Annotated in this window: 22 protein-coding genes; 4 read left to right on the top strand and 18 right to left on the bottom strand. The window is 62.2% G+C overall.

Annotation, left to right across the window (positions count from 1 at the left end; genetic code table 11):
• Positions 1 to 18: 18 nt before the first annotated feature.
• The 3 genes from AC1DX5_RS12080 to AC1DX5_RS12070 form a co-directional block, all read right to left on the bottom strand.
• Positions 19 to 318 carry a type II toxin-antitoxin system RelE/ParE family toxin gene (locus tag AC1DX5_RS12080; RefSeq protein ID WP_465172445.1) on the bottom strand — a complete coding sequence of 100 codons (300 nt, stop codon included), beginning with the start codon at positions 316 to 318 and terminating at the stop codon, positions 19 to 21.
• Positions 315 to 581, bottom strand: a complete 267-nt coding sequence (locus AC1DX5_RS12075) for a type II toxin-antitoxin system ParD family antitoxin (protein ID WP_465176101.1) — start codon at positions 579 to 581, stop codon at positions 315 to 317. Before AC1DX5_RS12075 ends, AC1DX5_RS12080 begins: the two co-directional genes overlap by 4 nt.
• Positions 582 to 909: 328 nt before the next feature.
• Complete coding sequence (locus tag AC1DX5_RS12070; RefSeq protein ID WP_465176102.1) at positions 910 to 1,587, bottom strand: arylesterase; 678 nt, start codon at positions 1,585 to 1,587, stop codon at positions 910 to 912.
• Between the two features lie 62 nt (positions 1,588 to 1,649).
• Between AC1DX5_RS12070 and AC1DX5_RS12065 the strand changes: the two genes are divergently transcribed.
• Both AC1DX5_RS12065 and AC1DX5_RS12060 read left to right on the top strand, forming a co-directional pair.
• Positions 1,650 to 2,324, top strand: coding sequence for an ABC transporter ATP-binding protein (locus AC1DX5_RS12065; protein WP_465172449.1), 675 nt, complete (start codon positions 1,650 to 1,652; stop codon positions 2,322 to 2,324).
• Positions 2,321 to 4,816, top strand: a complete 2,496-nt coding sequence (locus AC1DX5_RS12060) for an ABC transporter permease (RefSeq protein WP_478015635.1) — start codon at positions 2,321 to 2,323, stop codon at positions 4,814 to 4,816. Before AC1DX5_RS12065 ends, AC1DX5_RS12060 begins: the two co-directional genes overlap by 4 nt.
• 28 nt (positions 4,817 to 4,844) lie before the next feature.
• Here AC1DX5_RS12060 and AC1DX5_RS12055 read toward each other — a convergent pair whose 3' ends face one another.
• The gene (locus tag AC1DX5_RS12055) at positions 4,845 to 5,102 is read right to left on the bottom strand and encodes a hypothetical protein (protein WP_465176104.1); all 258 of its coding nucleotides are present in this window, start codon (positions 5,100 to 5,102) and stop codon (positions 4,845 to 4,847) included.
• 353 nt (positions 5,103 to 5,455) lie between these two features.
• Here AC1DX5_RS12055 and AC1DX5_RS12050 point away from each other — a divergent pair, with 353 nt between their 5' ends.
• Entirely contained in the window at positions 5,456 to 6,853 is a 1,398-nt protein-coding gene (locus tag AC1DX5_RS12050; RefSeq protein ID WP_465172452.1) for a sugar transferase, read from the top strand.
• A 112-nt stretch (positions 6,854 to 6,965) separates the two neighbouring features.
• Here the strand turns inward: AC1DX5_RS12050 and rffA are convergent, their stop codons facing one another.
• The 7 genes from rffA to AC1DX5_RS12015 are packed head-to-tail and all read right to left on the bottom strand — an operon-like array spanning position 6,966 to position 12,353.
• The gene (rffA, locus tag AC1DX5_RS12045; protein ID WP_465172453.1) at positions 6,966 to 8,108 is read right to left on the bottom strand and encodes a dTDP-4-amino-4,6-dideoxygalactose transaminase; all 1,143 of its coding nucleotides are present in this window, start codon (positions 8,106 to 8,108) and stop codon (positions 6,966 to 6,968) included.
• Positions 8,109 to 8,122: 14 nt separating this feature from the next.
• Entirely contained in the window at positions 8,123 to 8,500 is a 378-nt protein-coding gene (locus AC1DX5_RS12040; RefSeq protein ID WP_465176106.1) for an EamA family transporter, read from the bottom strand.
• On the bottom strand, positions 8,497 to 9,348 hold the full coding sequence (locus tag AC1DX5_RS12035; protein ID WP_478015633.1) for a hypothetical protein: 852 nt from the start codon (positions 9,346 to 9,348) through the stop codon (positions 8,497 to 8,499). The genes AC1DX5_RS12040 and AC1DX5_RS12035 overlap by 4 nt, the downstream gene beginning before the upstream one ends.
• A gap of 47 nt (positions 9,349 to 9,395) precedes the next feature.
• Positions 9,396 to 10,055 (bottom strand): acetyltransferase, encoded by a 660-nt coding sequence (locus AC1DX5_RS12030; RefSeq protein WP_465172456.1) that lies wholly within the window; start codon positions 10,053 to 10,055, stop codon positions 9,396 to 9,398.
• Positions 10,052 to 10,678, bottom strand: coding sequence for a class I SAM-dependent methyltransferase (locus AC1DX5_RS12025; RefSeq protein ID WP_465172457.1), 627 nt, complete (start codon positions 10,676 to 10,678; stop codon positions 10,052 to 10,054). Before AC1DX5_RS12025 ends, AC1DX5_RS12030 begins: the two co-directional genes overlap by 4 nt.
• On the bottom strand, positions 10,675 to 11,610 hold the full coding sequence (locus AC1DX5_RS12020) for a glycosyltransferase family 2 protein (protein WP_465176109.1): 936 nt from the start codon (positions 11,608 to 11,610) through the stop codon (positions 10,675 to 10,677). Before AC1DX5_RS12020 ends, AC1DX5_RS12025 begins: the two co-directional genes overlap by 4 nt.
• Before the next feature lie 29 nt (positions 11,611 to 11,639).
• Positions 11,640 to 12,353 (bottom strand): WbqC family protein, encoded by a 714-nt coding sequence (locus AC1DX5_RS12015; protein ID WP_478015631.1) that lies wholly within the window; start codon positions 12,351 to 12,353, stop codon positions 11,640 to 11,642.
• A 253-nt stretch (positions 12,354 to 12,606) separates the two neighbouring features.
• Here AC1DX5_RS12015 and AC1DX5_RS12010 point away from each other — a divergent pair, with 253 nt between their 5' ends.
• On the top strand, positions 12,607 to 14,238 hold the full coding sequence (locus AC1DX5_RS12010) for a hypothetical protein (RefSeq protein ID WP_478015629.1): 1,632 nt from the start codon (positions 12,607 to 12,609) through the stop codon (positions 14,236 to 14,238).
• Positions 14,239 to 14,413: 175 nt separating this feature from the next.
• Here the strand turns inward: AC1DX5_RS12010 and AC1DX5_RS12005 are convergent, their stop codons facing one another.
• From AC1DX5_RS12005 to AC1DX5_RS11975, 7 genes are read right to left on the bottom strand one after another with little or no spacing between them, the layout of a single operon-like run.
• On the bottom strand, positions 14,414 to 15,661 hold the full coding sequence (locus AC1DX5_RS12005; RefSeq protein WP_478015627.1) for an acyltransferase family protein: 1,248 nt from the start codon (positions 15,659 to 15,661) through the stop codon (positions 14,414 to 14,416).
• Complete coding sequence (locus tag AC1DX5_RS12000) at positions 15,595 to 15,996, bottom strand: VOC family protein (RefSeq protein ID WP_465172462.1); 402 nt, start codon at positions 15,994 to 15,996, stop codon at positions 15,595 to 15,597. Before AC1DX5_RS12000 ends, AC1DX5_RS12005 begins: the two co-directional genes overlap by 67 nt.
• Positions 15,996 to 17,075, bottom strand: a complete 1,080-nt coding sequence (locus AC1DX5_RS11995) for a hypothetical protein (protein WP_465181505.1) — start codon at positions 17,073 to 17,075, stop codon at positions 15,996 to 15,998. Before AC1DX5_RS11995 ends, AC1DX5_RS12000 begins: the two co-directional genes overlap by 1 nt.
• Positions 17,076 to 17,085: 10 nt before the next feature.
• Positions 17,086 to 18,630 carry an MBOAT family O-acyltransferase gene (locus AC1DX5_RS11990; RefSeq protein ID WP_478015625.1) on the bottom strand — a complete coding sequence of 515 codons (1,545 nt, stop codon included), beginning with the start codon at positions 18,628 to 18,630 and terminating at the stop codon, positions 17,086 to 17,088.
• 31 nt (positions 18,631 to 18,661) lie between these two features.
• Positions 18,662 to 19,609 carry a class I SAM-dependent methyltransferase gene (locus AC1DX5_RS11985; protein ID WP_465172465.1) on the bottom strand — a complete coding sequence of 316 codons (948 nt, stop codon included), beginning with the start codon at positions 19,607 to 19,609 and terminating at the stop codon, positions 18,662 to 18,664.
• 20 nt (positions 19,610 to 19,629) lie between these two features.
• The gene (locus tag AC1DX5_RS11980) at positions 19,630 to 21,561 is read right to left on the bottom strand and encodes an HAD-IIIC family phosphatase (RefSeq protein WP_465172466.1); all 1,932 of its coding nucleotides are present in this window, start codon (positions 21,559 to 21,561) and stop codon (positions 19,630 to 19,632) included.
• Between the two features lie 34 nt (positions 21,562 to 21,595).
• Positions 21,596 to 21,838, bottom strand: a complete 243-nt coding sequence (locus tag AC1DX5_RS11975) for an acyl carrier protein (RefSeq protein ID WP_465181504.1) — start codon at positions 21,836 to 21,838, stop codon at positions 21,596 to 21,598.
• Between the last annotated feature and the right edge of the window lie 619 nt (positions 21,839 to 22,457).

Genomic DNA, 22,457 nt, shown 5'->3' with positions numbered 1-22,457 from the left:
GAGGGGTGGCCGGGTCGATCAATCGTCGGGGAACAACAGCGCCTCGTAGTCACGCGCACCATGAAGGACATGGATGACGGTCACGCGGTCCGGCTCCGCTCGATAGAAGATCAGGTAGCTGCCGTGCGCGCGGCGGCGAATGCCAAGATGCGCGTAACGGGGCACCAGTGGAAAGCCTTGAGGAAGGTCACCCAGTTGCCGCGCCTTGTCGAGCAACTCTCGTATGAAACTGCGGGCACGATCCGGATTGTCCTGCGCGATATAGTCGCCGATCCGCTCCAGATCGCCGAGCGCTTCGTCAGTCAGGACAACCTTCACCGCGCCTCGCGCGTTTCCGGCATCGACGCATATTTCGCGTCGAGCATCGCTGCTGCAGCGTCCAGGCTCTGGATTCGCCCGGCGTCAGCGTCGGCAATGCCACGCGTTATGGATGCGTCCAGCGCGGCAAGACGCGTCTCACGCTCGTGAATGAGACGAACCCCTTCGCGCAGGATTTCGCTACGCGAGTTGTAACGGCCCGTTTTGACGAGTTGGCCGACGAAATTTTCGAGATGGTTTCCGAGGTCGACGCTGCTGGCCATGGGGCATTCTCCAGGAACACTATATCGCGGATGGATAATAGTTATCAAGGCTGGGATCGATTCAACTCGGTCGAAATAGCTGCATGATGCTGCCGGCCGCGTGTTCCACAGGCAGCCACCGCGCTCTTTGACATGACCGACCGAAAAGGCGCCCCGTACGCCGCCTGCCCACCCTGCTATCGGCGTGGCGTTACGCTGTTATGGCGAAATTCTACCCTGTTCCGCAGAACAGGGTAGCTTCCAATAAGCATTTGATATTTATGCGAAATAATGCGTCCAAAATCCAACGTGACAGGGGAAAATTTTTCCCTTCCCTGCTTTTTCCCTGTTAACGGGCCGGAACAGGGAAAAGTGGAGCCTTCCGCCGTAGCGCGGCTCCTATGCTCGGCAGCGTCCTGCGCACCACGATCGCGACGCCCTTCGCATTGGGGTGCAGCCCGTCGGCCTGGATCAGGGCCCGGTTGCCCGCCACGCCCTCGAGGAAAAAGGGATAGAGCGGTGCGCCATGGCGCTTCGCAAGGCGCGGATAGATGCTCTCGAACGCGCCGCGATAGTCGGCGCCGAGATTGGGCGCGGCGCGCATGCCCATGACCAGCACCGGGATCTGCCGCCGCTTCAGCTCCGCCAGGATCCGGTCGAGATTGCTTGCAACCTGATCGGTCGGCAGGCCGCGCAGCATGTCGTTCGCGCCAAGCTCCAGCAGCACGAGATCGGGCTTCCGGCCGAGCCCGCGCAGGCCCCACAACAACCGTGCCCGCCCCTGAGCGGCGGTGTCGCCCGACACCCCGCCATTGCGCACCTCGGCATCGACCCCGGCTTGCCGGAGCGCCCGTTGCAGCTGCGGCACATATCCCTGGTCGGGCGGCAGGCCGAGGCCCGCCATCAGGCTGTCGCCGAACGCCCAGACCAGCTTTTTGGGCGGCGCCGGTGCGGCGGCGGTCAGCGCCAGCAACAGGCCGAGTTGGACAAGTCGGCGAAGCACGCCATATCCCGGGAATCGTGGCATCATCATCATCATCTTCCGCATCGGCCGGTATCCCGGATAGCCCCACACCTCCCGAAAGCAACGTGATCGTTGCCGCCGGGGTCACGCTGGCGCTCGGGCAACCGCCCGCCCGGGTCCAGATTCTGCACGGGATCGACCTGTCGGTCGCGACCGGGGACAGCGTCGCGCTGCTCGGGCCGTCGGGGTCGGGCAAGTCGTCGCTGATGGCGATCCTGTCCGGGCTGGAGCGGCCGAGCAGTGGCGCCGTCGGCGTCACCGGGCTGGATTTCGCCACGCTCGACGAGGATGCGCTGGCGGTCGCGCGCCGCGGCCGCATCGGCATCGTGCTTCAGGCCTTCCATCTGCTGCCGACCATGACCGCGCTGGAGAATGTCGCCGTCCCGCTCGAACTGGCCGGGGAGCGCGATGCGTTCGCGCGCGCCGCGGCCGAGCTGGAAGGCGTGGGGCTGGGCCACCGGCTCGACCATTATCCCGCGCAGCTTTCCGGCGGCGAGCAGCAGCGCGTCGCCATCGCCCGCGCGCTCGCCCCTCGCCCGGCCTTGCTGTTCGCCGACGAGCCGACCGGCAATCTCGACACCGCGACCGGCGCCGCGATCATGGATCTGCTCTTTGCGCGCCACCGCGATACCGGTGCGACCCTGTTCGTGATCACGCATGATCCAGCGCTGGCGGCACGCTGCGCCCGGGTGATCGAGCTGGCCGACGGCCGCATCGTCGCTGACCGGCGCCGCGCGTGAGGCTCGCCTGGCGGCTGGCGCTGCGGGACCTGAGACGCGGCGGGCGCGGCCTGATGCTGCTCGCGCTCTGCCTGTTCCTCGGCACCGCGGCGCTCGCCGGGATCGGCAGCCTCTCGGCCAGCATCCTCTCCGCGCTCGAAGGGCAGAGCAGGGCGATGCTCGGCGGCGACCTGCAGATGCGTATCTCGCAGCGCCGGGCAACGGTCGAGGAAAGCGCCGCCTTCGCCGCCCGCGGCCGCATGTCGGAAACGGTCGGCATGCGCGCGATGGTCCAGCCCGAGGACGGCGCGACGCCCACGCTGATCGACCTCAAGGGCGTAGACGATCGCTGGCCGCTCGTCGGCAGCTTCAGGCTCGCGCCCGGCGCCATCGCGCCGCGCCCGCACGGCCGTCAGGCAGCCATCGCGCCCGTGCTCGCTGATCGACTGGGTCTGAAGGTCGGCGACCATATCCGCATCGGCACCGCGCGGCTCGCGGTGATCGGCATCATCGGCGAGGAGCCCGACGCGCTGGGCGACGGCTTCAGCTTCGGCCCGCGCGTGATCGTCGACATGGCCGGGCTCGACGCGACCAATGCGGTGCAGCCGGGCAGCCTTTACGAGAGCCGCTACCGGTTGGCTCTGCCGCCCGGTATCGACGCGGAGGCGCTGGGCAAACGCCTGACTGCGCGCTTCCCGGGCGCCGGCTGGTCGGAACGCACCGCCGACAGCGCCGCCGGCGGGCTCCGGCGCGGCATCGCCCAGCTCGGCCAGTTCCTCCTGCTCGTCGGCCTCGCTGCGTTGGCCATTGCCGGGGTGGGGGTGGGCAGCGGCGTCAGCGCCTATCTCGCCGGCAAGACCCCGATCATCGCGACGCTCAAGGTGCTCGGCGCACGCTCCAGCACCATCGCCTCGATGTTCCTGATCCAGCTTGGCCTGGTCGCGGGTGCCGGCATCGGCAGCGGCTTGATCCTCGGCGCGGCCGTGCCGCCGATCGTCGCGGCCGTTGCCGGCGACGCATTGCCTGTACCGCCACGCCTCGGCCTCTATCCCGTGCCCTTGCTGAGCGCAGCGGCGCTGGGCCTGATCGTCGGCATCCTCTTCGCGCTTCCCGCACTGGCCCGGGCACGGAGTGTCCCGGCAGCGCGATTGCTGCGCGGCGCGGTCGCGCGCCGTCGCCTGCCGTCCTGGCGGGTGATCGGGGCGATGGCCGGGCTGCTCGTCGCGCTCGTCGCGCTCGCCGTGCTGACGGCATCCGATCCGATCCTGGCGCTCGGCTTCGTTGGTGCGATCGCCGTCCTCATCGTCGCGCTCTGGCTGATCGGCCTGGCGCTCCGGCGCGGCATTGCCCGGCTGCCTCGTCCCCGCCGGCCGCTGCTGCGCATGGCGCTGGCCAATCTCCACCGCCCTGGCGCTCAGACCGACCGGCTGGTGGTCGCGCTGGGGCTCGGCTTCTCGCTGTTCGTCGCGCTGGCGGTGATCGACACCAGCCTGTCGAGCGAGATGGCCAATGCCGCCCCGGCCAAGGCGCCGCGCTTCTTCGCGATCGATCTCCAGCCCGAGGATGCGGGCATCTTCCGCGCCGCGGTCAGGCGCGCCGCGCCAGACGCGCGGTTCGAGGCGACGCCGTCGCTGCGCGGCTCGGTCGTGGCGCTCAAGGGCCGGCGCGTGACCGATATGAAGAACCTGCCCGAGGATGCCTGGGTGCTCCGCGGCGATCGCACCATCACCTGGGCGGCGACCCTGCCGGCGCGCAATGCGATCAGCGCAGGAAAATGGTGGCCGGCTGGCTATCGAGGCCCGCCACTCGTCTCGATCGAGGACAAGGCCGCCGCGTCGCTCGGCCTGAAGGTCGGCGACGAGATCACCGTCGCCGTGCTCGGCGTCGACGTGCCGGCCCGCATCGCCGCGCTGCGCACGATCGACTGGAGCGGGCTCGGCCTCAACTTCGCGATCGTTTTCTCGCCCGGCCTTATCGAGGAAGCGCCGCACAGCCTGCTCGCCAGCGTCTATGCCCCGTCCGGCCGCGACGGGCAGATCGCGCGTGAGGTCGGCGCGGTCCTGCCCTCGGTCACCCTGATCCGCGTCGGTGACGTGATCGGCCAGCTCGGCGAACTGCTCGGCCGCATTGCCTTCGCCGTCCGTGCGGCGGCGGCGGTTACCGTCGCCGCCGGCGTGGCGGTGCTGGTCGGCGCGGTCGCCGCCTCGGCTCGCGCCCGGCGGATGGATGCGGTGATCCTCAAGCTGCTCGGCGGCAGCCGGGCTCAGGTGCTGGGCGTCCAGGCGATGGAATATGCGCTGCTCGGGCTGCTCCTCGCCGGCGTGGCGCTGGCGATCGGAACGGGGGCGGGGTGGTATGTCGTCGTCCAGGTCTTCGGCCTGCCCTGGGCGCCCGACTGGGGCGTGGTCGCGTTGACTCTCATGGCATCGGTCCTGGTGACGCTGAGCATCGGGGTCGTCGGCAGCCTGCCGGTGCTCAACGTGCGGCCGGCGCGGGCATTGCGGGAAGATTGAGGCCGATATGCAAGATCAAGGCCCGCGGCTATTTCGACTCATAGAGTGCAGTGTAAGCCATGCGCTCCCAGACATTGGCGGCATCCATCGGCGCGCCGGCCCGATTTCCCTCGAGCAACATTGCTTTCGTCGGTGTTCGGATGACGGTCAGCATCCTGAGCGCCGCGGCATAATAAGGCTCTCGTTCGCCATTCGGCATCGAATCCCATGTCGCATCGGCTTCGATGGAGGCAGCACCGCTGAGACTGGCGTGAATGCCGCGGGCAATCCGTTCAAGCATCGTCATGAAGAATATCCTCGGTTACCTCCTCTCTCTCATCATGACGGATCGACCTCCGCTTTGGCGCAATAAAACACGAGATATCAGCTCAAGGCAATTGGGGCATTTTGGGCGCCCAGGCAGCGCCGCGGCGCCGATCCGATGTCGCGCTCCCTATCTGCGATTGATTTTCCCTTTGCTGCACCGCCGTTGAAAGGGGAGAGCGGGGCCAGCCTGCACGCGGCAATTTTGGCGGCAGATTGCGTAAATATCATGTTAAAGTGAATGCTGCGCTGCAGGACGAGTCTTGAACAGGTAATGATTGCCTGCTTATGCTGCGCTCTCGAAAAGTTGATTCGAGGCCAGGCAGGGGGCCGGCGATGAATGTTGAGCTTGGTCTACGGTTGGAGCCTGCAAAGGTAGAAAACGGTTCCGGCACCGGCGCGCAGGGACTAAAGTCACGCCGCATGGTGAGGCTGCGTCTCCACGCTTTCCTGATCCTCCTCGATATGCTGTGCATCTATGCGAGTTTTGCGTTCGCGCGTCTCGTCTACCCTCCATTCGGCTCGCAATGGAGCGTGATTGGAACCACCATAGCGATCGTCTATCTCGGCAGCGCCGCCAGCGCGGGCGCCTATTCCGCAGACATAACCACGACACCGGAGACCGGGGTAAAGCGCGCGCTACGCGCGTTGGTCCTCGCGGCTGCCACTGTGCTGTTCGTCGCCTTCTATTTCAAATCGAGCCAGGAACTTTCGCGCCTTGCCTTTGCGATCGGCATTGTCGCCAGCGCCGTCAGCCTCGCCGGGACACGCACCTTCTTTCTGCGCCGCGCATTTTCGATACTTGGCGGAAGTCCCTATTCCATCGTCCTGATCGCGGAGGAGGCGCCGCGCCATCTGAATGGAGAGTTTTCCGGTTTCCTGAAATTGTCCGATTTCGATCCGGAGAGCAGTTCTCCCATCATGTATGACAAGCTCGGGACCGCCTTGCGCGGCGCCGACAGGGTCGTGCTGGACTGTGCGCCGGACCTCAGGCTCGCTTGGGCCAATGCCCTTCAGGGCGCCAACATCCATGCCGAGATCATCGTGCCCGAACTGTCCGATATGCGGCCACGAGGGCTGGGTCGTTTCGGCGCCGTGCCGACGATCATCGTCGCTCAGGGCCCGCTCGGGCTGTTCGACCGACTTGTAAAGCGCCTCTTCGATCTGGCAGTTGCGGGCACCGCGCTGATCTTTCTCGCGCCGCTGTTCATGATCGTGGCGATCGCAATAAAGATTGAGAGTGCGGGACCGGTCTTCTTCATTCAGTCGCGTATCGGACGAAGCAACCGGATCATCCGCGTCTTCAAGTTTCGTAGCATGCGCAACGAGGTTTGTGACGGCGATGGTGTTGCCTCCACGCGTCGCGACGATGACCGGATCACGACGGTCGGCCGCTTTATCCGGATGGTCAGCATCGACGAGTTGCCCCAGCTGATCAACGTCCTCCTTGGCAGCATGAGTATCGTCGGGCCGCGGCCGCACGCGCTTGGGTCGCGGGCCGAGGGCCAGTTGTTCTGGGAAATCGACGGTCGATATTGGCATCGCCATGCCGCCAAGCCGGGCCTGACAGGGCTGGCGCAGGTTAGGGGATATCGTGGCGCGACCAACGTCCGCTCGGATCTTACCGATCGGCTGCACGCCGATCTGGAATATCTCGGTGGCTGGTCGATCTGGCGCGACCTGAAAATTATCGCACTGACGTTTCGGGTCCTGGTGCATAGCAACGCATATTGATGGCAATTGCTTCGCTTGCTCCGATCGCCACGCTCACAGCTCGGAAGAAAGCACCGCCGACCTGACCTGACCGGGCGGCGGGCAATATAAAAGCTCTCGGCGAGCACTCGGCTCAGACTGACATCGCCCGGGCAAAGGCCCTTGTAATCCGCTCCGCGTGACTGTGAGTCATGTCTGGCCAGACGGGTAAGCGCAGCAGTCGGCTGGCGCTCGCCTCGGTTACGTCCATGTGATGCGCGGACTTGCCGAAACGACGGCCCGCAGGGGACAAGTGAAGCGGCTCGTAATGCGAGAGCAACTGGATGCCTTCCGCCGCCAGCGACGCCCGCACGCCTGGGCGTTCGGCAGGATCGGACAGTAACACATAATAGATGTGGCCATTATGGCCGCAGTCCGGCGGTATGATAGGGCGGCGTATTCGCCCGGCAGCCTCTAGCGGTTCCAGGGCATCGTGCAGCATTTCCCAGATTTCTACCCGCCGCGCTGTAATCTCGGTGACAGCCTCGAGCTGAGCGAGCAGAAAGGCGGCGGTGAGTTCGCTTGGAAGATAGGAGGAGCCGAGCCCCTGCCATTCGTAGCGGTCGATTTCGCCGCGTACCAATTGGGCGCGATCCGTGCCCTTTTCCCGAATGATCTCGCCGTCCCGAGCCATGGCGTCATCGGCCACAAGCAGTGCCCCGCCTTCACCCGAGACGATGTTTTTGGTCGCATGAAAGCTGAGCGCGCCCAAATCGCCGATTGACCCCAGTGCTTTACCCCGCCAGGTCGCGCCGACACCCTGCGCCGCATCCTCAATCACCATCAGCTTGTGATGTTGGGCAATGGCGATGATGGCTTCCATCTCGCAGGCGACCCCAGCATAATGAACCGGCAGAACCGCGCGTGTTCGAGGGCCTATCGCCGCCTCGATCCGTCGCTCATCGAGATTGAGCGTGTCTGCGCGAATATCGACAAATACTGGCACGGCGCCGCGTAGTGCGACAGCATTGGCCGTAGATGGAAAGGTGAACGAGGGCATGATGACCTCGTCGCCGGGTACGAGTTCGAGCAGCAGGGCCGCCATCTCCAGTGCGGCGGTACAACTATGAGTCAGCAACGCGCGTGGCGAATCGGTCAACGCCTCGATGGTACGCTCGCACCGAGCCGTGAAGGGCCCGTCGCCACAAAGGTGTCCGTCCTCCAGCGCCTGATCGAGATAAGCACGCTCACGTCCCGTCAGGTGCACGCGACTAAGCGGAACGTCGAAGCGGGGCAATCAATGAGCCCGGTTCAACTGCGCGAGACCAGGATCGTGCCGAGCATGATCAGGCAGACCCCGGCCACCCGTCCGCCATTGAGCGGTTCATCGAGAAGCCAGGCGCTCAGAACCATCACGACCACGAAATTGATCGAAAGGAACGGGTAAGCATAGGACAGATCCATACGTGTCATCGCTGCGATCCAGGCAAGCGAGGCTATCACGGCCGCCGCGAGCCCTGAGGCAATAAAGGGGTCGAACAGCGAGCCGACGACAAAACGCAGCTTACCCTCTACGTCTTCGGGCATCGAGCCGAATTGGCTGACACGCCACTTCAGCACGATCTGGCCGTAGGCTGTGAACGCTATTACCGTCAGAATGTAACCGAGATCGTAGATATTCCCCCTCACGCGCCGTCCCACCTTGCCAGTCCGAACCCGCTCCGGCCGAAATCGTTGCCGTTGTACAGCATGTAACGTGACCCGCCATGCTCGAATACAGAGGGGTAACAGACCATCGCCGAGTCCCAGCCTTCGCCCGATGGAAGGAGCGCTGCATCCCTGTCGGCCGTCCAGGTGCGGCCGTCCGGGCTGGCCGCATGGGCAATGTGGTACCGTTCGCCCATGGCGCCCAGCCGGCTGGCCCAGAGATGCCAATGGCCCCCGATGCGCAGGACGCTCGGTCGGGAATAGCCCGTGGTGAGCCCCGTGACGGGGCCGAGCGCCACGCCCATGCGCTGCCATGAGGTGCCGTCCCTTGATGTGGCGGCGTGAAGGGGGTGCGTGCGCGGTTCGCCCGGCTGCGTGCTTTCGTAGAGCATGACGGAAATGCCACCGGCATCTCGAAACGCGCATGGATATGAAAGGCTCAGCGGATCGAGCGCGACACCGGCTTCGAGTAGTTGTTCCACTGAATCCTCAAACCGTCCGTCGGCAGTGATGGCGATCCGTCCGATCGTGCCCCGCCACCGGCCCGCACCAAGCAGCGTCCAGCCCATGAGCAGCAGCCAGCGACCCCCGTCTTGGTCGAACCATCCGCCGATGCTGACGCCGTCGGCGCAGAAGGTGCCTTGTGCTCCCGGCAACAGGAAGGGCTCACGATGAAGGGTCGCGATTTCAAGCCTCGACAAGTCCACATCGACCGCGCCGATCGCTGATCGGTTGGTGGCATCGCGGCCATTGTAGAATATTCGCACCACATTGCGGCCGAGTGGTAGCGCAAGCGGATTGGAGGCGTGAGACGCCAGTGCCGGGTGCAAGGGCGGGTCAGGCGGCGTGAACAACTGCCCCAGGCGGCGCCATCCGCTCACAATCCCCGCAGCCGCGAGCTCGGCACCCGTGCCCGCTCCGTCGCCGGGCCCATGTAAACGCCATCGGACTCGCAGCTCGACAGAATCAGCGCGCCCGCACCGATCACGCAGCGCTCGCCGATGGCAACATTGTCGCGCACCGTCGCGCCGGCGCCGATGAAGCTATAGTCGCCCACAACGACGTTTCCGGCGACGCAGCAGGCCGAGAGGAAGCAATGGTCACCGATCAGGCCATGATGACCGATGTGAGTCCAGCTCCAGACGAACACGTCGGTGCCAAGTGTCGTGAAGGGCTGGATCGTCGAATCCTCAAGGATGAAGCAGTGCTCGCCGATCCGGTCGGGATGCGCCACCGCGGCGCGTGAACTGATATAGCGCGCCAGACGATAGCCGGATCCGCGCGCGGCGGCGACTTTCTCGGCGCGCAGTGCATTGAGCCGACTGTAGCTTAGCGCCACGAACATATGATGATCGGCCGCCGGAAAAGCGCGCGTTACTTCTTCGAACGGACAGACGGGAAGCCCGGCAAACTTGTCCGCCGCCATGTGCGCGCCGTCTACGGTAAAGCCCGTGACCTCGTGATCGCTGTCGTGCGTGAAATAATGATGTGCCAGCTCGGCGATCTGGCCAGTGCCGAAGATCACGAGCTTGCTCATGCGGGCTTCCGGACGATGATGGTGAACTCGTACAGGCCGTAATCGTGCAGCAGCGCGACGTTCCGTGAATAACGCCTCTTGCAGCGATCGAACAACGCCAGTGGGTCGGCGTAGTAGAGGTCGGGTCGGATGAGATTCGCGTCGGAGTAACGCGTCAGGCAGTTGAACGCGAAACCGCGCCGGCTGGTGGCATCGAGCGCGTCGAGCGTCGTCTCCACATAGGCGCGCCACTCTTCCTCCGATGCGTCCAGACGGACATTGAAGATGCCGCTCGCGATACCATAATCCGCCATGTGGTTTGGCTGCGCACCGATGGTGAAGCTAACGCCCGGCATCATGCCGATCCGGTCGCGAGCGGCCATTACCATGGCGTCGGCGATGTCGAAGCCCCGATAGTCGATTTGATGAGGGTGGTGCTCAGCCAGGTAATCGGCAAGCGCGCCATAGCCACAGCCCAGATCATTCACCGAAGCCGGTGCATCCGCATCGATAACTCGGCAAAGCTCGATAAAGCGTCGCTGCTGACCTTCCGAACCGTTCCAGTCAACGCCACGCGCGGTGGCGCCATGCTCGGCAAGGCGTCCAGTATAATAGCTCGCGACCTGATCGAGCGCCGCCGTCATCGCTTCAGTCCCACCTCCTCGTCGATGATGTAGAGCGGTCGTCCCTTCGTCTGGGCGAACACTTTGCCGACATATATGCCGATCACCCCCAGCGACATCAGAATGAACCCCGTACCGATCAAGATCAGGAAGGCGAGGCTCGTCCAGCCGGGAAGCGCCGTCCGGAAGATGGCGCGCCAGGCAACATAGCCGGCGAAGATGAAGCCGCCTGCAGCGAACATCGTGCCAAGCGCCGTGATCCAGTGGAGCAGCCGCGTTGATTGGAAGAACACGCCGTCGAGCGCGTGCGCGATCAGCTTGTGGAGTTTGTAGCTGCTGCGGCCCGCATGGCGCTCCGCATGCGCGTAGTCGAGATAGGCGGTTTCGAAGCCCAGCCAGTGGAGAATAAATTGATAATGCCGCTCCCGCTCGCCGAAGCGCAGATAAGCGTCGACGACCTTGCGCGAAAGCAGACTGAAACTTCCCAGCGAGGGATCGACCCGCGCGCCAGTGACCAGTCCCAGAAAATGGCCATAGCCGGCCGCCAGCATTCGCCGGATGGGCGCGCGACTCTGTGGCGTACGCCTGCATTGGACAATATCGGCGCCTACATCCATTTGCAGCATCATCGCGGGGAGCAGCGCAGGCGGATCCTGCAAATCGCAGTCCATGACGGCGACCCTGGCACCCTGCGCTGCAGCCAAGCCGGCAGTGATGGCGATCTGCTGACCGAAGTTGCGGCTAAATCGTAATGCGCGGAGCTGGGGATAGATGGCCTGGAGTGCGACGATCTGCGCCCAGGACCCATCGGGACTCCGATCGTCGATCAGGAGAATCTCGTATTCGCCCGCCAGGTCAGCCAGCGCCGCCGCGATCTGCCGGCATAATTCGGCGAGGCAGTCGTCACAGCCATAGACTGGCACGACGATGGTCAACGCGATTGGTGTGCTCACGCACGTTGCTCCAGCCGTAACGCCCTCGGTCAAGGCGCGCCGCATTTCATATAGCGCGCCGCGTCGGCCCCGCAGTTCGAAAGGAGGTCGAGTATTGTCACTGCGTGTTCGAACGGACCCCAGAGCTGAGGGTATTCGGCATAGCCGCCATAGTCGAACCATTCAACGCGGATCCCGGCTTCGGCGAAGTGGGCCTCGTCGAGATAGACGCGCGCGCCCGGGCCGCTGACATAGCGGTCGGCTCCGGACTGGACGCAAAGGTCCAGCAACCGCTCGGTCTTTCCTGCCGCAAGCTGGAAATCAGACGAGCTCCGGATGCGGGTGCTGATCCCAAGTTCGGTGCTGATGCGTTCGATCAGCGCGCGATTGAGCGATGACAGATGGCTGTGTCTGCTGCGCAGGATCGGCTCGAACCAGTCGAGTACGGCTGCGGCGTGGGGTGCTCTGGCATAGTTGGCGTCCAATGCGCGCAAATGCCGATCGATCCAGTCCAGCCCATCGACGCGTATCTCCCGAATCGGCGCGTCATAATTTCCTTTGGAAGCGACCGGGACCGTCAACCAGTGCAGCCCGGCCGGTGTCTTGATGCGATTGCGATTGCGCCAGTCGCGCCGGGTATATTGGACGTCGTCGTAAAGGATGAACTCGTCGACGGCTGCGATCAGGTCGAAATAGCCCTTCCACGGGATGTAGTTGGATTGCACGACCGCGATGGTTTTTGCACGCGCCGCCGCCGCGCTCACAAACGAATCCTGCGCATCATGGCGATAGGTGGGAAGACACACCGATTTCGGATGAGACCGGCCGCACGGCGCACCGTCGATAGACGAAATTTGTCGCGTGCTGACACACTAACGCTTTTGCACCAGGTCGTCCGTGTGTCACGATCTATTTCAGGTGGCAGATGCGCGCCGAATAGACGCTGCTGATCGTCTATTGAATTGGTATGCCACGTTGGCGGGAATGTTCTCAAGTGTCGGGAAAGGAAGCCTGGAGGTGATTGCCAAGGCGCGCGCGGCGCTCGGGTGCGGCTCGGGTATGAACTGGTGGCTGGTCGCGGTTACCATGACCGCAGCGGCACTCGTGCGGCTGACGACGCTGCACTACGGAATTGAGCTCTACGACGAGGGGTATCTCTGGTTTGGCGCCGACACCGTGCTTTCCGGTGGCGTACCGATCCGCGACTTCAGCAGTTATGACCCAGCCCGCTATTACTGGCTCGCAGCGCTGATGTGGGCTGGTGGCGGCGAGAGCGTGGTGGCGATGCGGGTCGCGCTCGTACCTTTGGAGGCGGCGGCGGCGTTTCTTGCGCTGCGGCTCCTGGCCGACCGCCTCGACGAACTTGACTGGGGCAGCGTTGAGAAGGGCTGTTATCTCGCCGTCGCGGGGCTCCTGATCGTTATCGTTCCGTTCAAGCTCTACTACGTCGCGGACTCCGCGATCGCATTGCTTGTGCTCTTCGCGGTCTATCGATTCCACAAGGCGCCGGGATCGAGCGGGCAGTGGATGGTAGGCATGGCGATCGGTCTTGCGGGTTGCTGGGGCCGCAACCATGGACTCTATGCTGCGGTTGCGACCTTTTTGTCGCTCGGCTGGCTTTACCTGATCGGCCTACTGGCGCTGCGCCCGGCGGTTCTCGGGCGGATCGCGGGCGGGGTCCTCATCGGCTACGCTCCATTGCTTCTGATGATGCTCCTCGTACCGGGTTTCGCTGCGCCGTTCGTGACCAGTATTTCCGTGCTCTTTGAGCGGGGCGAAACCAATCTGGCGCTGCCGATTGTTTGGCCCTGGACCTTGATCGGTAGCCCGCTCGGCGCGCGTATGCTTGTAGATCGTGCAATATTCTCGGTATTCGAGATGGCGCTACTCGCTTTTCCCATCACCACCATTTGTTGGATGTTGTCACGAAAACACAGGGGCGTTGAAGTGCCGGCGTCGGTGGCGGCGGCCGCGCTGGTCGCATTGCCGTATGCGCATTATGCGCTTTCCCGAGCTGGCGAGTCGCACTTGGCACGGGGCGGCATGCCGATGTTCATCGGTCTTCTCCTGGTGATTGCAGGGACGCCGCGACTGTTGCGCTGGCTGATCACCGGCGCGCTGCTTGCCGGCGCGATGATCGTGCTGGGATCGCGTTCGCCTGCTTGGGAGTGCTTTCGCAATCGCTATTGTCAGCCGGTCCAGGCACGCGGTGCGACGATATGGGTTAATCCATGGTATGCCGAACAGGTCCGGTTCGTTACTGCCGCCAACGCCAGGTTCGCACCCGGCGACGCACCGGTACTTGTGCTTCCCTATCTGCCTGGGGCCTATCCGTTGCTCGGCAAGCCCTCTCCCCTGAAGGACACGTATCCGCTCTGGGTTGCCAAACCGCAGGAAGAAATCGCGGATATCGCCCGGCTCGATCAGGTTCGGCCGCCGCTGGTCCTCTTTGCCGATGCCGCTCTCGATGGCGATCCGGCACGCAGCTTTCGGTACACGCATCCGCTGACCTATCGGTATCTGGGCACCCATTATGTTCGCACACCATATCATTTTCGAGAGTCGATATGGGTGCTCGTGCGTCGCCCCGCTCCAACTCCCCCGGCGCCGCAAGTCGGGCCGTCGACGCCGCAGCGTCGGGGTGGATAGGTGAACGGCATGCGAAACCTCAGCAACGCGGCGTGGACTGTGTCCCACGATCCCCAACGCCATGGGTCCAGCAAGTCGCAATCGCCGATGTCAGCGATACTGCAAAGCGATGAAGATGCCGCCCGGCGGGCGCCCGGAATTTATCGATTGCGCATCCGCGAGGTACGCGCTGCGCTCATCGACCTAGCTCGGCAACGCGCTGTTGCGGCCTGCCTCCGCGCCCGATGGCACTGACTCTGGCGATCATCCAGCGTCGCGTGGGCAACTCGAACCAGCGATGCGAGCAATAGGAGATCAGTGTTACCAGCATGAGCACGCCAACGATGACCGGCGCTGCCATCGCGGGGGTACGAAGCGATGCAGGCAGCACCAAATCGAACATGAGGATGCCCACGCCATAATGAAACATATAGACCGCGTAGCTCACCTCGCCGAGCAATACCGGAAAGCTGTGGGTTAGCACGCCTATCGAAACGTGACGTTCGAGATCAGCGGCGAACAGAATCACCGCGCCTAGCGCGATCACCGCCAGCGTGGTCGGAAGCCCGACCATCAATATCGCAATCGCCGCCATGAGCGATACTATCAGGCCGATCGCGGCGCCGAGTTTGCCAGCTGAGTGCCGGGCGCCGAAGACATACAGCGCGACTCCGAAGAAGAATTCGGGTGCGATCCTCAGAATGCCCAGGTTCCATGTCGTCTTGTAGTAGGGAAAATGCGGCGATGCGACTGCCAGTGTCGCGACACAAAGCAGAATTGCAACGGCAATCGCCAGCCGCCAGCCGGCGTGGCGCACACCAAAACCCGCTGCCGCAGCGAACAACGGAAATACAAGATAGGCGAACCATTCAGCGCTAATCGACCAGGATGGGCTGTTTAAGTAAAGCCCGTTGGTGGCGCCCCAGGAATGGGTCAGCAAAAGATTGGCAAAGATCGTGCGAATCACATCGCCCACAGGTAGTTCGAATATCGCTGCGGGATCAAAGACGCTGAAGTGCCAATGCTGTTTCCTCGCGATGAGAGCGAAGGCGAGCATGAGGGCAAAGGTCAGCAGATGAAGCGGGTAAACACGCGCAATTCGACGGCCCAGGAACTGCCAATAGTCGAAGCGGCCCTCGCGCATTTGGGGAAGGTAGACATGTGCCAGCACGAAGCCGGACAATATGAAGAAGAAATCCACACCAAGCCAGCCGTTCCACAGCAGCGGGTGAACCTTGGCGTCGGCGCCGAAAAAGAAGTAGTGATAATGGAAGGTGACCACCCAGAAGGCCGCCAGATAACGAAGGCTCGTCAGGCTGCGCAAGTCGGCGGGAAAGCCGATGCTGCCAATGTCTCCGGCGTCGGGGTGAACGTCTCTTATTTCCATGGCTGCACAAACTCGATCTGGATCCCGCGGGTCGAGATCGGGTGAATGAAGTTGCACCAGAAGTCTCCGGCACCTTTGACTGGCTTGGGTTCAATCAGCTTGAGGTCACGCTCGGCACACCAGCGTTCGACTGCCTCGAAATCCTCGATCTCGAAAGCGAAATGATGGACGCCGCCGAAACCCTTGTTGAAACGAGTAAGCGGACCCGCTTCCGCGACGACCAGCTCGATCGTCGCGCCGCTCGACGATTTGGTAAAGATGCACCAGCAGGACCATGTCTCAACGAAACCCCGATAGTCCTCGACCAGGCCCATACTGGTCATGAATGTTTCGGCTTCCTCGATCGAAGGCAGGATTATACCAACATGGTGGAGAGTATAGGCAGAGAACATCAGCGATTTCCCGTAACGGCGCCAGCCTGCCCATCGCGCCGCTCAATCAGATTGTGGTCAGCGATGTAGGTGGCGAGCGAGGTGGTCAAGCGATCCGATCCGATGCGGTTGACGTGACCGTAGTCGGAATAGTTTCGGTGATCGGCCGCGAGCATTCGAGCTTCGATCAGCGTGCCTCGGGCACGGTAAAAATCCGCATCGCGAACCGCTCCCTCGTTCGAATAGATGGGCAGATAGAGAAACGCGACCGCCGAGCGGTTCGCCCTGGCAAGCTCAACGATGCGCCGGACATAGGTCCGTTCCACCGCGAATTCATAGTCAGCAGCCCATGGCGGCAGGATAGGGGGTGTGATTTCAGCGATTCGCTTGGCGGCAATGGGCCGCAGTGTCTCTGCTTGGATGACGGAATCCCGGTCGACATGGTTGCCAGTCGGCGTGTCGAAGCTTTGCGTCGTATCATACTCGGACCCGCGATAGCTCGGCTTGTCGAAGTCGCGGTGAACGCCGAACGCGCCGGGAAAGAGAGTTTGCACGAACAACGACATCTGCCGGAACGGAATATATGCCAGGTCGTCGACATAGCCTCGATTGATCAGCAGCGGGGCGGCAACAACATCGACGGAATCCGCGATATTGCGAAAGGCTGGGTGGCCTTCGCGCGGCATCTGCTCGATCGCCGACAGGATGACGAGCTTGACCTCGGGATGGCTCGCAAACAGGTGCTTGGCGATGACATATTGGGCGTTCCGGCCTTCTTGAGGCATGGCTAGATTGGCGACGCGAACGGGGCGGCCGAGCTGCTGGGACAGCGTGCGCGTCAGCAGTGGTGCCGCGACTGCCGCCTGGAGTCGCGAATTCCCCAGAACGGCCACATCGATCGGGGTTTTGTCGAACGCAAGTCGCTCATAACCCCAGATCGCCTGAAACTGAATCGTCGGCGCGAGCTGTTGCATCCGGATGTAAGGATCGTGCGGCAACAGCAGAGTGGCGGCGCACAGGCCGAAAAACGATAGGAGGAAAATCAGGATCAAGCGCCAGGCGGGAGCGGTGGCATCGACCGGATCTGGCATCGCGTTCACCTTCGCCCCCTCAAAAGTTGAAATAGATAAACTGGGTTGTGCCGCGGCTTATGAGCGCGAAACCAAGGAAGAAGACCAACGCGGTCGCGAACATCCATGGTACGGTCATGCGCCAGGTTATCGCCAATGGACCCGCATCCATCTTCTGCCACCTTTCCCATTCCAGAACTGGCTCAAAGCGGCCCATGATCTGTTGCGTATTGGGCACAAGATAAATGGCGGTATAGCCGATCAGCATCACGATGACGGCGCCCGGCAGCCCTATCGGCCAGTCCGGTGGCAACACGATGCCGCCGGATGCACCCGTCATCGCCGCGAACATCCTTCCAGCGCTTGCCAGGTCAGGGGAGCCGAACGGGATGAGCGTCAGCACGAATGCGACAAGCGTCGCAGCACCGGCAAGGGGGCGATGCCATCCCGGCGCCGGGCCGCGCTTCTTTCGGGATTTCTTGCGGACGGCAGCCCAGGTTTCGTTCACGACCATGTAGAGGCCCTGCATCAGGCCGAAGACGACGAACGGCCACCCCGCGCCGTGCCAGACGCCGACGATGAGCATCGAAATCATCGTTGGAACCAGTACAGACGCAACCAGCATGCCGTATTTGCCGGCACCACGAACGGCCGCGAGACGGGCAAGGGGCATCGAGATGGGCTGGAACACATAGCTCTGAACCCATCGGCCAAGCGTGATGTGCCAACGACGCCAGATTTCGACGATGCTTGCCGATCGCAGTGGCGAGTGGAAATTGAGCGGCAGCAGGATGCCGAACATCCGTGCCGTGCCTATCGCCATATCCGAATAACCGGAAAAGTCGAAATAGACCTGACCAGTGTAAGCGAAAGCACCGATCCATGTGTCCAAAAAGCCAATCGCGTGAGCCTCGCGCGCGCTGCGATATACTGGGGACGCATAGAGTGCGAAGGTGTCGGCGATGACGGTTTTCTTGAACAGGCCGATGGAAAGTATCGCAATGCCGATCAGAATATTGGCACCGATGCGGCTGCGCTCGGGTTGCGCTGCGAGTTGCGGAGCGGTCTCCCGGTAGAGTACGATCGGACCCGCGAGAATCTGTGGGAAGAAGAGGACCCATGTCGCATAATCGAGCGGCGAGCCGAGGGTTATGCGTTTGCGGGTGAGGTCGACCAGAAAGCCAATCTGCTGAAAGGTGAAGAACGAGATGCCGAGCGGCAGTATAATCCGCTCGATCATGAAATGAGCATCGAATGCAGCATTCGCGCTGGTCAATATAAAGTTGAAATACTTGAAATAGAACAGGGGCACCACATTCCCTGCGATTCCGATCGCGAGAACCAGCCTTTCCGCCACCGGCCGAGCGGCGAGCCGTGTTATGGTCCAGGCGATGGCATAATTGAACACGACCGACCCGATCAGCAGAGGCACGAAACGCCATCCGCCAAGGCCATAGAAAACCAGTGTTGCGACGATCAGTAGAGGCCGGCGAAGTGGCTGCAGCCGAGTACCTGATACAATGTAATAGGCGACCAGTACCGCCGGCAGAAACGCGAACAGATACAGGGTCGAATTGAACAGCATTTCCTAATGTTTCCCCCCGGAAGCGTAGCGTTCAGGCCGGTTCAGCGATGATTGAACAGGTAACCGCGATCTGCCGCTTCAAGGCGCGGGGCAGGGTCGCGGCCTGGGTCGTATGTGAGGCGATCTCGATCACGCGGAATCCGCCCTTGGTGATCAGATCTACCGCCTCGTCGGGATCGCGCAGCAGAACGAGGTGATCGGGCATCGGCGCATTGAGCGGGATATTGACAAACAGATGGCCGCCCTTGGCCACGGTGTGCCTGAGTTTTTGTAAAGCGTCGATCGGGTCATCCAGATGTTCGAGAAGATGGCTCAGGATGATCAGGTCAAATGTTTCGCCGCCCGGTTCCACTTTGTGCATGTCCTGGATCGCGTACCGTGCCCGATCGGCGGCGCCCAGGAGAGACAGGGCGGCACGGGTCTGCTCGAGCGAGATTGGGCTGATGTCCCACGCGACAGCTTCGGCCATGCCGAGTTCCACAAGCGCGAGATAGATCAACAGGCCATGGCCCGACCCTACTTCCATCACTCGCCCACCCGGAAACACCCGGGCGGCCAAGCGTCCGCGGAAGAAATGCAGGCTGGAAAGATGCATATACCACAATACATGGCTGTACAGCAGGCCGTGCATGTACCGTTCCATGAACACGTCGTCAGAATAGACGTGTGCGTTGGTCTGCTCGAAGCTTGAGTAACGATAAGCGTCGGTGCGCGCGAAGTTGATTTCCTCCTCGCGAATCTGACCGCACAGCCATCGATAGTCGACCGCGACCTGTTCGGCGCGATCGCCAGCAAGGCGTAGCACGACTTCAGCCATCGCCTCGCTGGTGTCCATGAGTGCCGAGGTGCGCGCCGCGTAGCTGGTGGCGAGGTAGTCGGCATGATCAGGCCATGCCCGCAACACCACGTCGGTGAGCCGCCTGAGCGCTGGCCGGCCAGCCACCAGCAAATCGAGCCTGTCTAGTGCAGCGATCGTCATCTTGCCCCCTATGGTGCCGTCTACGGGACGGTTTGCTGCCGTTGGCTAGCCACTTGTTTGTCGACTATCTCGATTCGCATCGGCAGTTCCGGCGGCCGATAGGATTCTAGATCCAGCGCCCACACCGTGCCGCCATCCGTGCGATCAGCGCAATGCGAAAATCCCAGCTTTTCGAAATGCTTTTCGACGATCACGTTCTTGGGTGTCGGAAGATATTCGCCGATAAGGCTGCTTGCCCCTGCAGCGCGGGCAGCTGCGGCGACATGCGCGAGCACTGCTTCCTCGACACGCCGCCCCAGCACCCGGCAGCTCATGAGCCAGGTGTCGCACCGCCACTCCTCGTCCCCGCGATCGAAGATCACGGCGGAGATCATGCCGTTGTCGCCGAACCGGTCCACCAACCGCACCTGGATCGCGAACTTCTCGGCCGCCGCTTCGACTTCCGCCACTTGCGCTTCGGTGTAACGGCGGGTCGTCAGATTGAACTGGTTCGACTTGTTGATGAGCTGGGCTATGCGCCCTCTGCCCAGCCCGTCAAATGGAGTGATAGTGCAGACCATCTCGAGGGATTCGAGATAATCGTCCAGATTACCGACCTTCTGCAGGGCCGAGACGCGCTGGGCGTTGGCCTGATACATGTCGGCGCGCTTTCTATCTTCGTCGCCAAACGTTATCGCTTCGAAATATCCTGCCATGGACAGGAGGCGTACATAGTCTGACGCCTCGTCTCCAATTTCGGGCACCGCTACCTCAGGCATCTCCTGGCGAACGCGTTCGCGCTCGGCTGGATTGTCGTCGAGGAATACGAATGAGTCGGTTCCGATGTTGAGCGTCTTGGCAATTTCCTTGAGGTTGGTCGCCTTGTCGACCCAGTTCGCGACGAACACCGAAATATGATCCTCCTTGAGGAGCATTTCATCATGTTCGCGGAATGGGATGAGAGCAGCCGCTTCTTCGTTCTTCGAGCATATCGCGAGAATGATTCCGCGCCGTCGCAGCTCAAGTGCCAGGGACTGAACGGCCAGATGTGCTTCTCCACGCGCGGAGCCCTGGCCTAGCTTGATCCCGTTGAGACCGTCATCTCCAATCACGCCACCCCACAATGTATTGTCCAGATCGAGCACCAGACATTTGCGGGACAGGCCGCGCGCAGCAGCGAGCAGGCGGCAAAGATGATCAGCGTAAAGCGGCACGGCGTCGAGCGCGAACGGCATCTTTGCGTCGTGCCAGCGAAGCGGGTCGTGCCAAGTCGCGAGTCCGACGGTCTGCGCGATAAAGCCGGCGTCGAGAAGAAGATCGCCTTCGCCCAGGACCTTGTCGACCAGCAACTGATTGAAACGCGCAATCATCCGCGAAACGCTTCCAGGCAGCTGGGCGTCATAGCTGCCGAATAATGTTTCCGGCGGCGGCGCCAGCGTCTGCAGGATAGCGCCGGCGCCGACATTGACATGGGCACCATCGCGAAGCGATCCGACGTAATCTATTGCCGATTGCACTGCCGCCTCGGCATCGTCGGCGTCGAAACGGGCGCGTGCGAGCCCCAGGCTGGGTGCGTCGAGCGCAAGAACCACGAAATCCGGCTTGGCCAGCGCCAGTCCCGATTGCGGGGACAGCAATTCCTGCGCCATCTGGCCGAAAGCGATCTTGTGGACGTCGACGAGTAGGCCGTGGCGCAGACCAGTCGCGGGCAGCGCATCGCCGATCAGGTCGATGGTATGTGTCGAGGCCAGGCAAATCTTGAGCTCGCGAAACATCCCCGACGCAGCAAGATCATGATAGCGCGTAGTAACCAGCTTGGTTAGTTGGCCAAGCTGGGACAGGTCGAGACCATAGCTTGCCAGCACTCTGGCAGCCGTGGAATCGACAGCCTCGGCGTCACGCAACGCCTTGGTCTTGGTCCGGAAATCAGCCGGCGGGTGACGTAGCCACGGTAATTTGAGAAGATCCGTCAACGAAGCCTCCGCCACAAACGCCTTTTGGGCAAAGTCAAGCCAACTTGCGGCCGATCAAATCGACCATTTCGCCAACGTTCTCAAGGCCCTCTATCTCGCTGTTCGTGAAGCGAACGTTGAACTTCCGCTCGGCGGCTACGACGAAGCGGATGTTGGAGAGGCTGTCCCATTCTTCGATGTCGGCAGCGCTCAGGCTATCTCGATATTCCAGATCGTCGAGATCAAATACGTCTTCGATCACTTCGGTCAATTGGGTCACAATGTCTGCGCGGTCCATGGCCGTTCCGTATCCCCATCGAAAGTCTCGCTTGGCCGGTTGCCCATCCACGCGGAGGCGTGCCTGATAAGGGATCTTGATTCCCCCGGGGCGCTTTTTTTCTTATCGAGCCGATTGTCGGTCCGCAACCCTTTTTCGCAGGTGCAGCATGGCTCCAGTCGGCTACGAGGAAAATATTGGGCTCGAGTGAAGTATCCGGCGCGACGGGCTGGCGCAACATGTCATCGAGCGCATTACCGTGTGGCCGGCAATTCGCAGCAGGGGGCGCAAGTGGAGGAGGATATTCTGTCAGAACGCTGACAGATCAGATTGGCGGCCGAACGAGCTCGTCTCAAATTGATAGGGCATGTTCAGCAAGATCACGCTTGCACAACCACCTCACAGTAGCGGTGCCTGGGCATTTAAGCCGCGTTGTCTCAACTCAGCGCCTAGTGATCACTCCAACGGGTCCACCCTGTAGCGAGCGCGATCGCGTTTCTCATTTCTGGCGTTTTTCCGAGGCCAGCTATTACGGCGAACAAGCAGAGCTACTATTATTGCGCCTGCGAACAGAACTATGATGAGCCCGTAGGCTGTTATCAAGCGAGTTTCGACGACACTTCTCCCGGACGCGCGAATT

The organism is Sphingomonas sp. P2_B6 (assembly GCF_056404755.1).
Note: the sequence above shows the minus strand (reverse complement) of the source record. Positions and strands in the feature narration are given on the sequence as shown.

Coding starts and splice junctions, on each gene's coding strand:
- AC1DX5_RS12075 (WP_465176101.1), bottom strand. CDS start 581: ATGGCCAGCAGCGTCGACCTCGGAAACCATCTCGAAAATTTCGTCGGC.
- AC1DX5_RS12070 (WP_465176102.1), bottom strand. CDS start 1,587: ATGCCACGATTCCCGGGATATGGCGTGCTTCGCCGACTTGTCCAACTC.
- AC1DX5_RS12055 (WP_465176104.1), bottom strand. CDS start 5,102: ATGACGATGCTTGAACGGATTGCCCGCGGCATTCACGCCAGTCTCAGC.
- AC1DX5_RS12050 (WP_465172452.1), top strand. CDS start 5,456: ATGAATGTTGAGCTTGGTCTACGGTTGGAGCCTGCAAAGGTAGAAAAC.
- AC1DX5_RS12030 (WP_465172456.1), bottom strand. CDS start 10,055: ATGAGCAAGCTCGTGATCTTCGGCACTGGCCAGATCGCCGAGCTGGCA.
- AC1DX5_RS12025 (WP_465172457.1), bottom strand. CDS start 10,678: ATGACGGCGGCGCTCGATCAGGTCGCGAGCTATTATACTGGACGCCTT.
- AC1DX5_RS12000 (WP_465172462.1), bottom strand. CDS start 15,996: ATGTTCTCTGCCTATACTCTCCACCATGTTGGTATAATCCTGCCTTCG.
- AC1DX5_RS11990 (WP_478015625.1), bottom strand. CDS start 18,630: ATGCTGTTCAATTCGACCCTGTATCTGTTCGCGTTTCTGCCGGCGGTA.
- AC1DX5_RS11985 (WP_465172465.1), bottom strand. CDS start 19,609: ATGACGATCGCTGCACTAGACAGGCTCGATTTGCTGGTGGCTGGCCGG.
- AC1DX5_RS11975 (WP_465181504.1), bottom strand. CDS start 21,838: ATGGACCGCGCAGACATTGTGACCCAATTGACCGAAGTGATCGAAGAC.